Here is a 14,864-nt window from a genome sequence, read left to right as displayed (position 1 = left end):
AGTCAGAAAGAGATGAGCAGAGGAGTGGTCATGACACGGCTCAGGGGAGTTACCGCCGCAGGGATCCTGGCGATCGGTGCGCTGGCCACCTCGGCCTGCGGGTCGGACTCGGCGTCGGGCGCGGCCTCGGGCCCAGTGAAGACACAGGAGACCACCGAAACGACGACGGCCCCCACCACCAGCGAGACGCCAGGGACGCCAGAGGCGACGGCCGACGAGGCACTTCCCGACAGCGGCAAGGGCGTGACGATCGTTCCGGTCGACGGCTTCGAAGGGGGCCTGACGCTGGAGGACGAGGGCCTGTCGATGACCGACGACGACAGCGGCCGCCAGCTCTTCACGTTCAAGTCGCTCGGCGGTGATCTCTACCAGGTCAAGGCCACGGACGGCTCGGGCGAGCTGGAGCCGTTGTGCTGGCGGGCGCCCGACGCGGACGAGATCAGCCCGTCGCCGATCGTCGCCGGCGAGTGCGGTACCGGCGAGGAGAACCTGGCGTTCAGCATCTCGAAGGCCGGCTCCGGTTACGTGATCAGCCGCGAGAACGGCGAGCTCAAGCTGAACCTGGGCAGTGACGGCCTGGAGTACGGCGACAAGCTGACGACCGAGTGGAGGATCAACGTCTGATCAAGTCCGGCCGAGGGTGCTGCGGGTGGGCCACGGCGCCCGTGCAGATTGTATCGCGTTGCGATACGCGATACGGTTGGGAAATGATCGTCAGCTTCCAGCACAAGAGCCTGGAACGTCTCTACCGTGACGGTTCGAAGAAGGGGGTGCAGGCATCCCATGTCCCGAAACTGTTGCGCATCCTTTCTGCCTTGGATGTCGCTCAGGGCCCTGACGATCTTGCAATCCCATCGTTCCGAACTCATCCCCTCAGAGGAGACATGGCAGGCCACTGGTCGATCTGGGTCAATGCGAACTGGCGAATCACGTTCCGGTTCATCGACAACGACATTGAACTCGTGGACTATCAGGACTACCACTGAGCAGGAGGTGCCCACCATGACCATGAAGACCCCCGTGCACCCCGGCGAGATCCTGCGCGAAGACGTTCTGGCCGACATCGGCCTTGGCGTCAGCGAAGCCGCATCCCGGCTGGGCGTCTCCCGTGTCGCCCTCAGCCGTGTCCTGCACGGTCATGCTCGCATCAGCCCGAGTCTGGCCATTCGGCTGGAAGAAGCCGGGGTTGGCACCGCCCGTGCCTGGCTGGCTATGCAGATCGCCTATGACCTGGCCATCGAACGCGCCGCCGGTAAGCCCAAGGTCCGCCGCCTCGAGGACGTTGCCTGAACCAGTCACGTCAGAGGCGGCGGACCAGGGCATTGCTCGGTCCAACGACTACTGGTCGGGCTGGTCTGAGAGCCGAGGTCCCGGGCTCGGCCGGCGACCGGCCTGCAAGGATGCTCGTCTGTGATCAACGAGTTGTACGACGTCATCCATCGCCGCCGGGACGTCCGCGGCCAGTTCACCGGTGCTCCGATCCCCGACGATGTCCTCGAGCGCATGCTGAGCGCGGCGCATGCGGCGCCCAGCGTCGGGCTCTCGCAGCCGTGGGACTTCGTGGTGGTGCGCGACCGGGAGCTGCGCGAGCAGTTCTACGGGCACGTCCAGGAGGAGCGGAAGGTCTTCGCGTCCACGCTGGATCCTGAAGCGGCTGAACGGTTCGCTCGCATCAAGATCGACGGAGTACTGGAATCCACGTTGTCGGTCGTGGTGACGTACGACGCCGAGCGCGGCGGCACGGCCGTCCTGGGCCGCCATGCCATTGCCGACGCGGGGCTGTACTCGGTGTGCCTGGCCATCCAGAACCTCTGGCTGGCGGCTACTGCGGAGGGGCTCGGCGTGGGCTGGGTGTCGTTCTACCGCGAGCCGTTCCTGGCTGATCTGCTCGGCATCCCGGCCGGCGTGCGGCCGGTGGCCTGGCTGTGCCTGGGCCCGGTCACTCATCTGGAGACCGTTCCCGACCTGGAACGCCACGACTGGCGGCGTCGTCGGCCGCTGTCCGATGCCGTGCATACCGACCGATGGACCGGTGGCCGAACCGGCGCTTAGGTGGCTAGCCACGTCTGAAATCGGTACATACAGTGGCTTTGGTCACAGCAGCATCACGGCGGGCGTTGGGGACGGACCAAGGGCGGTTCTCCACGATGAAGGATGCACGACGGGACGAGCTCCTGGCTCCGGTCTACGAGGCCTGGGAACGCTTCGTCCAGGGCGACGACCAGGTGCTGGGCGTCCGCCCGCAGGTGGCGATCTCCTGGCATCGTTGTCGGGAGCGCTACCGGGTCGATCCGCACCTGACCGAGGCGCCGATCGCCGTCGCCGAGATCGAGCACACGCCCGAGCACGACGGGGTCTTCGCCGAGCTGGGGTTCCGGGCGGCGTCGGTGGCGCAGGACGTGAGCTTCGCCGGGGGAGTGCTCACGGTCACCGACTCCACGGGCCGGATCCTGGCCGAGTGGGGTGACCAGGCCACGCTGGCCCGGGCGGCCGAGGCCAACCTGGCGCCGTGGTTCTGCTGGTCGGAGTCGGCGGCGGGCACCAACGGCATGGGCATGGCGCTCGAGAGCCATGGGCCGGTGCTGGTGAAGGGGCCGGAGCACTGGTGCCGGGCGTTCCATGACTGGACGTGCGCCGGGGTGGCGGTGCGCGACGTGGTCACCCGTGAGCCGATCGCGGTGCTGAACATCTCGTGCTGGCGCAGTCAGTTGCCTTCCTTTGCAGCGAACTGGCTGACCAATGCAGCGGTTACCACCCAGGGACAGTTGCGGCGACGGGCTCGCAACAGCGGGGCTGAGTTGGTGGCGGCCTATACGCAGGCGCGGGCCACGAACACGACGCCGTTGGCCGCGCTCGACACGGCGGGGAAGGTGGTGATCGCCGACGAGACGGCGAGTGTGCTGATGGGAGTGCCGGCCGCCACCCCTGCGCTTGATCCGACGGTGCGCTGGAATCCCGGCTTACCTGAGTTGATCGGTGCTGCCCAGTACGCCACCACGCAGGCGGCGCGGAACCCGGACTGGATCGGTTCCACGCAGATCTTCACGCATCTCTCCGATGAGCCGACCCCGATCGTCATTCGTCCGGTCTTTCTCTCCGGCCACCTGATCGGCAACCTGGTGCACTTCGGTACTACGGACACCGGAGCAGCCCTACCCACGGCTGATCGTCCGGAGAGAGCCGAACCGAGGCCCCGCCGGGTGGTCGGCACCCGGGAGAACCGAATGGTGCTGCTACGTCTGCCGGAGGTCTGCTTCGCCGAGTCCGACGGGAACGACGTGTGGCTCTCTACTGATCAAGGACGTTTGCGAGCGGCATCGGCGAGCCTCGACCGGTTGGGTGGGGAGCTGGCTGACGTCGGGTTCCTGCGCGTGCACCGCCGTTACGTGGTCAACCTGGGGCGGGTGCGCGAGGTCGAACGCGGCCGCAACGGTGAACTGCTCCTGATCATGGACGGCGGGGGAGACGTTCCGGTCTCCCGCCGCAACGCTCCCGCTGTACGTCGAGCCCTGGACATCTGAAGTGAGCGACAGCGGTGGTGCCCCCGGAGGCGGGCTTGGGCTCCCAAGCCCGTTCGAACGTCCGTACTCAGCTGTTCTGGCCCAGGCCACGAACCCGAACGAGCAGAACAGGCCGCTCGACCTGAGCATCCTGCCCAAGAGTCAACCCGATGATTTCGACTACCCCGCAGCGTTCGCCGAACTCGACCTGGACGCGCTGGCCGCCGACGTCGACGCGGTGCTCACCACGTCGCAGGACTGGTGGCCGGCGGACTACGGGCACTACGGGCCGCTGATCGTGCGCATGGTCTGGCACTGCGCGGGTACGTACAGAACTGGGGACGGCCGTGGTGGCCCGAGCGCGAGCCTGCAGCGTTTCGCTCCGGTGGACAGTTGGCCCGACAACCGCAACCTCGACAAGGCGCGCCGTCTGCTGTGGCCGGTGAAGAAGAAGTACGGCCGCCGGATCTCCTGGGCCGACCTGATGGTGTTCGCGGGCAACCGGGCGCTGGAATCGATGGGGCTGCGCACTTTCGGCTACGCGGGCGGCCGGAACGAGGTCTACGTCGGCGAGCGGGTGGACTGGGGGCCGGAACAGGCGTGGATGGCCGACGAGCGGCACACCGGGGTACATGAACTGGACGAGCCATTGGCCGCCGACCAGTTGGGCCTGATCTACGTCAACCCGGAGGGGCCGAACACGGTGCCCGACCCGCTGATGTCGGCCCGCGACATCAGGGCCACGTTCCGGCGCATGGGCTTCGACGACGAGGAGACGGTCGCGCTGGTTGGAGGTGGGCACGCGTTCGGCAAGACGCATGGAGCGGCCGATCCAGAGCGCTACCTAGGGCCGGAACCCGCAACCGCCGGCATGGAAGAGCAGGGGCTGGGCTGGCGGGGCGCGCACGGCAGCGGCAAGGCTGGGGACACGGTGACCAGCGGGTTGGAAGGCGCCTGGACGCAGACCCCCACCACCTGGGACAACCGCTACTTCCAGAACCTGTTCCAGTACGAGTGGGACGTGGCCCTCAGCCCGGCCGGGTTGTGGCAATGGGTGCCGCGCGGGGGAGCAGGGGCCAACACCGTGCCGGATCCGCACGACCCCGAGCGTCGGCACGCGCCCACCTTCTTGACCACCGATCTGGCCTTCCGGGTGGATCCGGACTACGAGCCGATCGCCCGCCGCTTCCTGGAAAACCCCGAGCAGTTGAGTGAGGCGTTCGCCCGGGCCTGGTTCAAGCTCACCCACATCGATCTCGGCCCTCGTGAGCGTTACCTCGGGCCGCTGGTGCCGGCCGAGCCGATGATCTGGCAAGACCCGGTGCCCGAGCGCCAGCATGCCCTGCCCAGCCCAGGCGAGCTCGCGAGCCTGAAAAGCCGCGTCCTGGATTCCGGTCTCACGGTGTTACAGCTCGTCGCAACCGCTTGGGCGTCGGCCTCGACGTTCCGCAACAGCGACAAACGCGGTGGAACAAATGGTGGACGTTTGCGGCTGGAGCCCCAGCGCAACTGGCCGGCCAACGATCCCGACTCTCTCGGTGAAGTGCTGACCATGTTGGAAGAGCTGCGGCCACCGGAGGTCTCGATGGCCGACCTGATCGTGCTCGGTGGCTGCGCCGCAGTGCAGAAAGCTGCCCACGAGGCGGGCTACGACATCGAGGTGCCCTTCACTCCCGGCCGCACCGACGCGTCGCCGGAGTGGACCGACCCGGAATGGTTCGCCGTGCTGGAACCGGTGGCCGACGGGTTCCGCAACTATCGCGGCAAGGGTGCCCGGCACCGGTCCGAGCGCCTGCTGATCGACCGCGCGGCCCAACTCACCCTTACCGCAGCGGAGATGACCGTGCTGGTGGGCGGTCTTCGGGTGCTCGGTGCGGGCCGGACCGACCTGGGCCTGTTCACCGACAGACCCGGTGTGCTGACCAATGACTTCTTCGTCAATCTGCTCGATCTCCGCTACGAATGGCGGGAATCCTCGGTGAAGGTCTCTGCTGAAGCGACTTTCGAGGGGATTGACCGGCAGAGTGGGGTGACCAGGTGGCGGGCCACCCGGGCCGACCTGGTCTTCGCCTCGAACCCGGAACTGCGCGCGCTCGCCGAGCTGTACGCGGCCGACGACGCCCCGGAGAAGTTCGTGCACGACTTCGTCGCCGCCTGGGTGAAGGTGATGAATCTGGGCCGGTGTGCGCAGACGGCGTGTGAACGGTAGCTGCGGCCGGGCGAACGGTGCGCTCCTGATGTTGTCGGTGGTCTCGCGTAAGGTCCCTCACGGTAGAGGCTTTGATCGTTTCCGATGAGGAGCTGAAGTCCATGACGACCGTGGAGGAACGAGAGGATCTGCTGCGAAGGCTCGGCCTGGCGGGCCAGAACACCGCCTCGCTGGGCCGCCTGCTGAACACCGGCAACGTGGCCGAGGCGAAGGAGCGCGAGGACGGGGTGATGACCGCGACCATCCGGATCCAGCCCGACGACATCTGCTGGGACCCGTCCATCCTGGTCCTGCCGCACGGCGGCGACCTGGAACTGGAACTGATCAACGACGACCTGAACACGCACTGCGCGCTGCTGCCGAGCAACGGCGACCGCAAGTTCATCTGGCTGGTGAACCACTCCCGCGGCACCGCGAGGCTCAATCTCGACGGGCCGGGCTACTACTGGTTCAGCTCGCCCTCCGGCAACGACGAGGGCCGCGGCCTGACCGGGGCCATCGTGGTGCTCGGCGAGGTGCCGCCGGAAGCCCGTCTGGACCGTCCCGACCAGCCGCGTCCCTAGCCGACCGTCGCCAGGAGGAGAACGATGACTACTGCGGAGTCCGCCGAACCGTACATCGACGCAGGCGAGGCTATCGACCAGGGCCGTCTCAGCGGCAAGGTCGCCGGTGGTGAGGTCGCCCCGCCGGTCGCCGAGAACCTCACCTACGAGCGTATTCTCGAAGCCCGTTCCGAGCCGGAGAACTGGCTCACCTACTACGGCACCTACGACGGGCAGCGCTTCAGCACGCTCGATCAGATCAACACCGAGAACGTGCACAAGCTCGGCCCGGCGTGGATCTTCCAGGCCGGCGTGAGCGGCATCATCGCCGGCACCTCGACGTACTCGTTCGAGGCCACCCCGATCGTGGTCGACGGGGTGATGTTCCTGTCCGGCTGGGACGGCTGGGTCTGGGCCCTGAACGCCGTCACCGGGGTGGAAATCTGGCGCTACAAGCACGCCGTGCCGTTCGACGTGTCGCTCTGCTGCGGCAACGTCAACCGCGGGGTCGCGGTGGCCAAGAACAAGGTCTTCTTCGTCACCGCCAACGCCCACGTGATCGCCCTCGACGCGCAGACCGGCAAGCGGGTCTGGGACAAGACGTACGGCGACGTGCGGGCCGGTGAGAGCGGCACGATGGCCCCGATCGTGGTGAAGAACCTGGTCATCGTGGGCAGTTCCGGCGGTGAGTTCGGGGTGCGCGGGCACCTGGACGCCTTCGACGTGGACAGCGGCGAGCACCAGTGGCGCTGCTACATGGTGCCCAAGCCGGGTGAGCCCGGCTCGGAGACCTGGCCGGCCGACGGTGAGGCCTGGCAGCGCGGCGGTGGGAACTGCTGGCTCACCGGCACTTACGACGCGGAGACGAACCTGCTCTACTGGGGCACCGGCAACCCGGCCCCCGACTTCGACGGTGAGGTGCGCGAGGGCGACAACCTCTACACCGACAGCATCGTCGCGGTCGACGTCGACTCCGGGCAGATCCGCTGGCACTACCAGTGCACCCCGCACGACGTGTGGGACTACGACAGCATGAGCGAGTGCATCCTGTTCGAGAAGGACGGCCGCAAACTGCTGGGCCACTTCGACAAGAACGGCTACTTCTTCGTGCTCGACCGCACCAACGGCGAGCGTATCTCGATCACCCCGTTCGTCGACCGGATCACCTGGGGGGCGATCACCCGCGACGGGCAGGTCGTGCCCAAGGTGTATCCGGAGGCCGAGGGGGTGGCGGTGCACTTCTACCCCGGTCCGGCCGGGGCCAAGGAGTGGACGCACGCTGCCTACAGTCCGAAGACGGGCTGGTTCTACGTGCCCGTCCAAGACGTAGGTGCCACCGCCGCCCGTCGGCGCCGCGAGTTCAAGGAGAGCATCCCCTACTGGGGTGCCGGCGTGGCTGTCGACATCGACGAGGCAGTGGGCTATCTCAGTGCGTTCGACGCCAACGGTGAGGAGAAGTGGCGCTGGCGCAACGAGTTGCCGATGTGTGCCTCGGTGCTCGCCACCGGCGGAGACCTGGTGTTCGCGGGTGAGCCGTCGGGCGAGTTCAACGCCTACGACGCGCGCACCGGTGACCTGCTCTGGCAGTTCCAGTGCGGCAGCGGGCATCACAGTAGCCCGGTCACGTACTCGGTCGACGGCCGTCAGTACATCGCAGTGCCGGTCGGCTGGGGTGGCTGGGCGGAGGGCTTCCTGCCCGGGATGCTCGGGGCCGGTCACGGTAGCGCGCTGATCGTGTTCGCCCTGCCGTCGGACACGCCCACCCGCGGCGACGACGACTGACCCCGCCAGAAGCCGCAGACCACGAGGAGAGGAGGTTCAGTCATGGAATCCCGTTTCGAGGAGTGGGAGACGCCCGAGTTCGATGAGGTGACGGTCGCCCCCGAGGTGACCATGTACATCGCCCAGCTCGACTGAGCTGGACCGAGTTCGACTGAGCACGATGCGCGGAGGGGAGGCCAGGATGTTCGTACGGGTGCTGGGTTCGGCCGCCGGAGGCGGTTCGCCGCAATGGAACTGCGGTTGCCGAGTCTGCACCGACGTACGGGCCGGGGCCGCCCCTCCGCGCACACAGTCGTCCATTGTTGTCAGCCCCGACCGTAAGCGGTGGTTCCTGTTCAATGCCTCCCCCGACGTCCTCAGTCAGTTCGCGGCCTTTCCCGAGCTCTGGCCCCGGGGTTCGCGAGAATCGCCGGTAGAAGCAGTGTTTCTGACCGATGCCGAGCTCGATCACACCTTGGGCCTGTTGCTGCTGCGGGAGGCCCCGGCGCTGAGGTTGTACGCCACGGCCACCGTGCACAAGACCCTGTCCGACGGGTCAGGTGTGCTCACCCTGCTGCAGCGTTACTGTCAGGTCGAATGGACGCCGGTGGTCACCGGCGCGCCTCTGGTCCTGTCCGAAGGGCTCACCGGAAGAGCCTTCGAAGTGAAGACGAGTAAACGCGACCGTTTCGGGGTCGGGGGTGCCGCCGGTCGGGTCGTGGGCTACCGGATCAGCGACGCCAGAACCGGCGGAACCCTGGTGTACCTGCCGGGTGTGCAGCACTTCACGCCCGAGGTACGGGCGGCGATCGCGGGATGCACCTGCCTGCTGGTCGACGGAACCTGCTGGAGCGACGACGAACTCGTCCGGCTGGGGCTGGCCGCCAAGACGTCGCGGCAGATGGGGCATTCGCCGGTCGAGGAGAGTCTGCAGCATCTGGCCGGAGCCGGCCGGCGCACGATCTTCGTGCACCTGAACAACACCAACCCGATCCTGCTCGAGGGCACGCCGCAGCGGCTGGCCGTCGAACGGGCCGGGGCGGAGGTGGCCGTGGACGGACTCGAGGTGGAGGTATGAGCGCATGACCTACGTGGCCGGTGAGACCGACTTCGTCTCCACGTTGCGGGCCCACTCCCGCAAGTATCACGACCAGCACCCGTTCCACGTCCGGATGAACGCCGGGCAGTTGAGTCCGCAGCAACTGCGCGGCTGGGTGGCCAACCGCTTCTACTACCAGGAGTGCATCCCCCGCAAAGACGCGGCCATCCTGGCCAACTGCCCCGACCTCGAGGTGCGCCGCCGCTGGATCCGCCGCATCACCGATCACGACGGAACGGCCGAGGGGGAGGGGGGTATCGAGGCCTGGCTGCGGCTGGGCGAGGCCACCGGGCTCAGTCGCGAAGAGATCCTCGACCATCGGCATCTGGTGCCGGGTGCCCGCTTCGCGGTCGACGCCTACGTGACTTTCGCCCGCACCCGTCCCTGGGTGGAAGCGGTGGCCTCGTCGCTCACCGAACTGTTCGCCCCCGACCTGATGGCCGAGCGGCTGGCCGCGTTCGAGCGGCACTACACCTGGATCGATCCGGACGGCCTGGCCTACTTCCGGGCCCGTCTGGAACAGGCTCCGCGCGACAGCGAGCACGCTCTGGAAGTGGTCACCCGGTACTGCCTTTCCAGCGAGACACAGGCGGCCGCGATCGATGCGCTGTCGTTCAAGTGCGACGTGCTCTGGAGCCTGATGGACGTGATCGACCGGGCGTACCCGCGGTGACGGCGATCGCAGTGGCCACCAGACCCCGCCTGGCCCGCCACGTCCGCCTCACCTACTCAGCCGCCCGTGAGCGTCCGGTTCTGTTGCTGCCCGAGACCGTGGTCGTGCTCAACCCCACCGGCGCGGCCATTCTCGAGCTCTGCAACGGTCAGCGCACGATCGCCCAGATCGTGACCGAGCTGGGGCGGCGTTATCGCGAGGTGCCGGCCGAAGAGGTGCAGCGGTTCCTGGCCGGGCTGGCCGCGCGGCGGTGTGTGGAGCCGGCCGATGGATGATCCGTTCGGCCTCCTTGCTGAGCTCACCTACCGCTGCCCCCTGGCCTGCGCCTATTGCTCGAACCCGCTGAACATGGCCGAGTACACCGACGAGCTGCCCACCGGCGAGTGGCTGCGGGTGCTCACCGAGGCCCGCGACCTGGGCGTGCTGCAGTGCCACCTGTCGGGCGGGGAACCGTTGCTGCGCCGCGACATCGTCGAGATCGTGGCTCACGCGTCAGCGTTGGGGATGTACACGAACCTGGTCACCAGCGCGGTGGGCTTCAATCGCCGAATGGCCGAGCGGCTGCGCGCGGCCGGGCTGGATCACGTCCAGGTCAGCATTCAGGCTGACCAGCCGGGTCTGTCCGACCGGATCGCCGGCACGCCCTCGTTCCAGCGCAAGATCGACGCGATGCGGCTGGTGCGGGAACTGGGCTGGCCGCTGACGGTGAACGTGGTGCTGCACCGGCGCAACATCGACCGCATCGCCGACGTGCTGGAACTGGCCGTGCAGGCCGGCGCCGACCGGGTGGAGCTGGCCAACACCCAGTACTACGGCTGGGCCTGGAAGAACCGCGAGGCACTGCTGCCCAGCCGGGAACAGCTGGCCCGGGCCGAGACGGTGGTGCATGAGGCCCGGCAACGGCTGAGTTCGCAGATGGACATCATCTACGTGATCCCCGACTACTACAGCAAGTATCCGAAACCCTGTATGGGCGGCTGGGCCTCGCGTCAGCTCACGATCGCTCCCAACGGTGACGTGCTGCCCTGCCCAGCCGCTCAGTCCCTGCCGCTGCCCAGAGCGAACGTACGGGAGAACGAGCTGAGGGAGATCTGGGCCGACTCACCGGTGATGAACGCCTTCCGGGGCACGGAATGGATGCCGGTGCCCTGCCGCGACTGCGACCGTAAAGATCTGGACTTCGGTGGATGTCGCTGCCAGGCCTTCCAGTTGACGGGCGATGCGGCGCGCACCGATCCGGTCTGTCACCTGTCACCCGACCGCCATGTGGTCGACGACGCGGTGCAGGCGGCTCAGCGCGGCGGCCCGGTCGATCTCCAGCTCACCCCCAGACCGCACAGATCCTGACAACGGCGCAAGGAGGCTCCGGCGGCATGATGTCGATCCTGATCTTCGTGGTGGGCGCGGCCCTGCTGGTCTACTGTGCCGAGAAACTGATCTTCTACCTGGTCGGGGCGGCGGCCGGGCTGCACATCTCGGTCTTCCTCCTGGCCATCGTGTTCACCGGGATCGAGTTCGACGACGTGGCCCTCGGGGTGGCGCTCAACCTCGAGGACCTCGACGGCGTGGCCCTGGGAACCGTCTTCGGCACGGCGATCTCGATGACCGGCGTGGTACTGGCCCTGGCTGCGATCATCAGCCCGACCCGCGTCGACATCCCCCGCAGCTATGTCACCATCTTCGCCCTGTCGCCCCTGGCCATGGTGCCCTTCGTGCTCACCGGGCCGCTGACCTCGAGCGACGGCGTACTGCTGGTGCTGCTGTTTGTGGCGTTCATCGTCTACGTGGCGGCCAATGAGCTGCGCAGCACCACTCCGGTGTTCCGTAACGCGGAAGTTCTCTCCGCCGCCGGCAGCGGAAACGGGCGCGCGACCACTGCTGTCGTGGAGAAAACCACCGATCAGCCCCCGTTCCCCGTGCACGCGCCGTTCTCCGGATCCCGGCCGTTGCCCGACTGGGCCGGTGTCGCCCTGGCCTTGCTGGCGCTGGTCGGCCTGGTGGCCGCGGCGGCGGTGACGAGCGCGGGTATCGAAGGCATCCTCGACGAGTTCTCCATCGAGGGAACGCTCTTCGGGGCCACCATCGCCACCCTGGTGCTCACCCTGGAAGACATCTTCCTGACCGTCGAACCGAACCGGCGAGGGGTCTCGGAGATCGGTATCGGCAACGTGATCGGCAGCGTGGTGTTCGGCGTGACCGCCAAGCTGGGCATCATCCTGCTCACCGGCGGCAGCATCGAGATCGAAGATGAAGTGCTCACCTGGCACCTGCCGGTACTGGTGGTGATGACCGGGCTGGCCGCGTACTTCATCTCCACCGGCCGGCTGCGCCGCCAGCACGGCTTCGTCCTGCTGGCTCTCTACGTCCTGTACTGGGCGGTGAGCTTCACCGTGCTCGGCGAGGCCCCGATCGAGGCCGACTGAGACAGGCCCGTCCGGCACCCGAGGGCGCCGGACGGGCCTGAGCAGAAACCCTTACTTGTGCACCTTGTTGGTGCCCGGGCCGCCGCGCAGCACGTCCAGGCCCGGACCGCCGTCGAGGCCGTCGTTACCGTCGCCGCCCCAGATCCGGTCCGCGCCGCCCTGGCCCCACAGCCAGTCGTCGCCGTTGTTGCCCCACAGGTCGTCGTCGCCGTCGCCGCCCCACACCTTGTCGTCGCCGTCGCCACCGGCCAGGAGCTGCCGGCCGCCGTGGCCCCAGATCTGGTCGTCGCCCTTGCCGCCGTCCGCCACCGTGTTCTTGCCCCAGGTCCAGACCATGTCGTCACCGTTGCCGGCGATCGCCAGCGAGCGCGGGCCGATCTTGAGCTGGTCGTCGCCGCCCTGGCCGAGCACCTGGCTGCCGTCCAGCCCCTCGGAGGTGCTGTCCAGCCAGTCGGCGCCCGGGCCGAGGGCGACCTTGGCGAAGTACTTGGTCTGCTTCGTGCGGTTGTCCAGCCAGACCTTGTCGTCCTCGTCGCCCAGCTTCATGGTCAGCGTCGGGTACGAGCCGCCCTCGGCCGGGGTGACCACACAGCGCACCTTCGTGTGGTCGTCCTTGTCGGGGTACACGCAGGTGTCGCCGATCCCGATCCGGATCACGTCGTCGATGCGGTAGATCAGCTTGGTCTTGTCCTTGCTCCAGGCCACCGAGGCGACCACGCTGTTGGCGACCCCGGGCGGGGCCGTGTACTCCAGCCGCTGGCTGTCCGCGACGGCGGCGGAGGCGCTGATCTCGTCAGCGTGCGCGGTGCCGGACAGGGCGAGCGGGCTCAGCCCGAGGGCCAGGATGGAGGCAGCGCCGAAGGCCCGGCGCGCGGAGAACTGCAGTGACATGTAGATGAACCCCCGTGAGAGACGTGACGCATGGTGTTGCGTTGGTCACGCTACGCCATTCGTGGGGGTGCTTGCGTCAGGGCTTGATCATGTCCTTGCCGGGCCCGCCGATCAGCTTGTCCACGCCCTTGCCGCCGTTGATGAAGTCGTCCCCGGCCTCACCGAGGACCTTGTCGCGGTGCTGCTCGCCATAGAGCCGGTCGTTGCCCGGCCCGCCGTAGATCGTGTCCCGCCCGGCGCCGCCGTGCACCACGTCGTCGTCGGCGCCGCCCCGCAGGAACTGCGTGCCTACCCCGCCCCAGAGCTTGTCCTCGCCGGCCCCACCGTCCAGGTCGCTGTAGTTGCCGCTGGTGGTCAGCGTGTCCGGGCCGTCGCCGCCCTGCACCGTGGCCACCGAGCCGGTGGTGATCCGGTCCGGACCGTCCTGCCCCCAGACGAAACTGCCGTCGTCCTTGGTGGCGTGGGTGCTGTCCAGCGTGTCCTTGCCGGTGCCGAGGCGGAACTCGGCGAAGTAGAACGCCTGGGCGGTCTGGTTGTGGAACTCGACGTTGTCGTCCTTGTCCCGCAGGTTCATCGCCAAGGTGGGGTAGGGGTTGTCACTGCCCGCAGGCTGCACGATGCAGCGGATGCTGGTGCGGTCACTCTTGCCCAGGTGCTCGCAGCCGTTCCCGGTGCGGACCGGCACCCGGTCGTCGATCAGGTAGATCAGTTCCTCGTTGTCCTCGTCCCACTCGACCGAGGCCACGATCCGGTTCACCTGCCCCATGGCTGCGCTGTAGGTCAGGCTCGCGCCGTCGCTGCTCACGCTCGCCCGGGCGGTGGTGGTCTGGGCCTGGGCGGGCAGGGCGAGGGCGAGCGGGGTCACGGCCAGGGCGAGGACAGACGCGGCGCGGTACGGCGGCATGGCGAAACCTTTCTTGTGAACATCACTCAATGTGTAGCGGCCGTCACGCTACGCCCAAGTTGCTGACCCGTCAGATCGTCGTGCCCGGGACTGCCCTGTGATCTTGTCCGGGGCATTCCGGGTTGGCTGTCCACGCCGGACCGGGGCACGATGGCTGGTGTGGCCGGGCCAGTGCGAGCAAAAGGTAAAGAGCGACCGGAGAGGGTCCGCCGTGCCCGCGTAGTCACGCTGGCCCCGAGCGGCCGGGTGGCCATGATCGAGCGCTACGTTCGCGGACACCGTTATCTGAGCGTGCCCGGCGGTCGGATGGAGCCGGGGGAGACGCCGGAAGAGGCCGCGATCCGCGAGATCGAGGAAGAGCTCGGCCTGGCCATCACCCTGGCCGGCCGGCTGCCCGACCACGACGGGCAGGCGTACTTCCTGGCGGTCGTGCCGGAAGAGGCGAAGCTGCGGATGTCCGGTCCGGAGATCAAGCACTCCAGCCGCAGCAACCGCTACACGCCGCGCTGGGTAGACGCCGCCACGCTCGACGGCCTGCCGCTGCGTCAGCCCGTACGGTCGCTGGTCACCACGGCGGCGCTCGCAGTCGCGGCGGCGATGCAGGTCTCCGGGGCGGTGCAGAAGAAGAGCGAAACAAAGGACGGGGCGGTGTCGGTCGATCTCGGCCAGTCGCCCGAGGTTCCTTCCGAAGATGTACTGGTCGACCTGTCCGCCGCGCACATGCCCGGCCCCCGGGCCGAGGCCGATCCGGCGGCCGCGACCTTCGCCTTCGGGCACACCCTGCGGCGGCGTTTCACGTTCCGCGGCCGGGGGCGCTCGCGGAGCGACTACGACCGCATCGGTTCCAGCCACTGAAGCGGCG

17 protein-coding genes are annotated in these 14,864 nt (G+C 68.0%); 15 read left to right on the top strand and 2 right to left on the bottom strand.

The window, feature by feature from the left end:
- Positions 1-30 precede the first annotated feature (30 nt).
- The 14 genes from QSK18_RS25660 to QSK18_RS25595 all read left to right on the top strand — a co-directional run bounded on the left by QSK18_RS25660 (position 31) and on the right by QSK18_RS25595 (position 12,207).
- On the top strand, positions 31-624 hold the full coding sequence (locus tag QSK18_RS25660) for a hypothetical protein (protein ID WP_285624205.1): 594 nt from the start codon (positions 31-33) through the stop codon (positions 622-624).
- An 83-nt stretch (positions 625-707) separates the two neighbouring features.
- Positions 708-986: a type II toxin-antitoxin system RelE/ParE family toxin gene (locus QSK18_RS25655; RefSeq protein ID WP_285624202.1), complete on the top strand. Its 279-nt coding sequence runs from the start codon at positions 708-710 to the stop codon at positions 984-986.
- Positions 987-1,002: 16 nt separating this feature from the next.
- Entirely contained in the window at positions 1,003-1,290 is a 288-nt protein-coding gene (locus tag QSK18_RS25650; protein WP_232810122.1) for a HigA family addiction module antitoxin, read from the top strand.
- Between the two features lie 120 nt (positions 1,291-1,410).
- Complete coding sequence (bluB, locus tag QSK18_RS25645; protein WP_232810123.1) at positions 1,411-2,052, top strand: 5,6-dimethylbenzimidazole synthase; 642 nt, start codon at positions 1,411-1,413, stop codon at positions 2,050-2,052.
- Between the two features lie 95 nt (positions 2,053-2,147).
- A complete protein-coding gene (locus QSK18_RS25640; RefSeq protein WP_232810124.1) occupies positions 2,148-3,521 on the top strand; it encodes a DNA-binding protein in 1,374 nt (457 codons plus the stop codon).
- A gap of 1 nt (position 3,522) precedes the next feature.
- Positions 3,523-5,709 carry a catalase/peroxidase HPI gene (gene katG / locus QSK18_RS25635; RefSeq protein ID WP_285624193.1) on the top strand — a complete coding sequence of 729 codons (2,187 nt, stop codon included), beginning with the start codon at positions 3,523-3,525 and terminating at the stop codon, positions 5,707-5,709.
- A 101-nt stretch (positions 5,710-5,810) separates the two neighbouring features.
- Positions 5,811-6,272, top strand: a complete 462-nt coding sequence (locus tag QSK18_RS25630) for an MSMEG_3727 family PQQ-associated protein (RefSeq protein ID WP_232810126.1) — start codon at positions 5,811-5,813, stop codon at positions 6,270-6,272.
- A 24-nt stretch (positions 6,273-6,296) separates the two neighbouring features.
- Positions 6,297-8,033 carry a PQQ-dependent dehydrogenase, methanol/ethanol family gene (locus QSK18_RS25625; protein WP_232810127.1) on the top strand — a complete coding sequence of 579 codons (1,737 nt, stop codon included), beginning with the start codon at positions 6,297-6,299 and terminating at the stop codon, positions 8,031-8,033.
- Between the two features lie 42 nt (positions 8,034-8,075).
- Positions 8,076-8,168 carry a pyrroloquinoline quinone precursor peptide PqqA gene (pqqA, locus tag QSK18_RS25620; RefSeq protein WP_232810128.1) on the top strand — a complete coding sequence of 31 codons (93 nt, stop codon included), beginning with the start codon at positions 8,076-8,078 and terminating at the stop codon, positions 8,166-8,168.
- 25 nt (positions 8,169-8,193) lie between these two features.
- Complete coding sequence (gene pqqB / locus QSK18_RS25615; protein ID WP_352396643.1) at positions 8,194-9,090, top strand: pyrroloquinoline quinone biosynthesis protein PqqB; 897 nt, start codon at positions 8,194-8,196, stop codon at positions 9,088-9,090.
- A 4-nt stretch (positions 9,091-9,094) separates the two neighbouring features.
- Positions 9,095-9,784 (top strand): pyrroloquinoline-quinone synthase PqqC, encoded by a 690-nt coding sequence (pqqC, locus tag QSK18_RS25610; protein WP_232810130.1) that lies wholly within the window; start codon positions 9,095-9,097, stop codon positions 9,782-9,784.
- An 11-nt stretch (positions 9,785-9,795) separates the two neighbouring features.
- A complete protein-coding gene (pqqD, locus tag QSK18_RS25605; RefSeq protein ID WP_285624183.1) occupies positions 9,796-10,059 on the top strand; it encodes a pyrroloquinoline quinone biosynthesis peptide chaperone PqqD in 264 nt (87 codons plus the stop codon).
- Positions 10,052-11,131 carry a pyrroloquinoline quinone biosynthesis protein PqqE gene (gene pqqE / locus QSK18_RS25600; RefSeq protein WP_232810132.1) on the top strand — a complete coding sequence of 360 codons (1,080 nt, stop codon included), beginning with the start codon at positions 10,052-10,054 and terminating at the stop codon, positions 11,129-11,131. The genes pqqD and pqqE overlap by 8 nt, the downstream gene beginning before the upstream one ends.
- Before the next feature lie 26 nt (positions 11,132-11,157).
- Complete coding sequence (locus QSK18_RS25595; protein WP_232810133.1) at positions 11,158-12,207, top strand: sodium:calcium antiporter; 1,050 nt, start codon at positions 11,158-11,160, stop codon at positions 12,205-12,207.
- Positions 12,208-12,258: 51 nt separating this feature from the next.
- Here QSK18_RS25595 and QSK18_RS25590 read toward each other — a convergent pair whose 3' ends face one another.
- Positions 12,259-13,098, bottom strand: a complete 840-nt coding sequence (locus QSK18_RS25590; protein ID WP_232810134.1) for a hypothetical protein — start codon at positions 13,096-13,098, stop codon at positions 12,259-12,261.
- 76 nt (positions 13,099-13,174) lie between these two features.
- Positions 13,175-14,002 (bottom strand): calcium-binding protein, encoded by an 828-nt coding sequence (locus tag QSK18_RS25585; RefSeq protein WP_285624178.1) that lies wholly within the window; start codon positions 14,000-14,002, stop codon positions 13,175-13,177.
- 150 nt (positions 14,003-14,152) lie between these two features.
- Here QSK18_RS25585 and QSK18_RS25580 point away from each other — a divergent pair, with 150 nt between their 5' ends.
- Positions 14,153-14,857 (top strand): NUDIX domain-containing protein, encoded by a 705-nt coding sequence (locus QSK18_RS25580; RefSeq protein ID WP_285624175.1) that lies wholly within the window; start codon positions 14,153-14,155, stop codon positions 14,855-14,857.
- Positions 14,858-14,864: the final 7 nt, after the last annotated feature.

Origin of the sequence: Kineosporia sp. NBRC 101677 (assembly GCF_030269265.1) — a bacterium.
Taxonomy (GTDB): Bacteria; Actinomycetota; Actinomycetes; order Actinomycetales; family Kineosporiaceae; genus Kineosporia; species Kineosporia rhizophila.
Note: the sequence above shows the minus strand (reverse complement) of the source record. Positions and strands in the feature narration are given on the sequence as shown.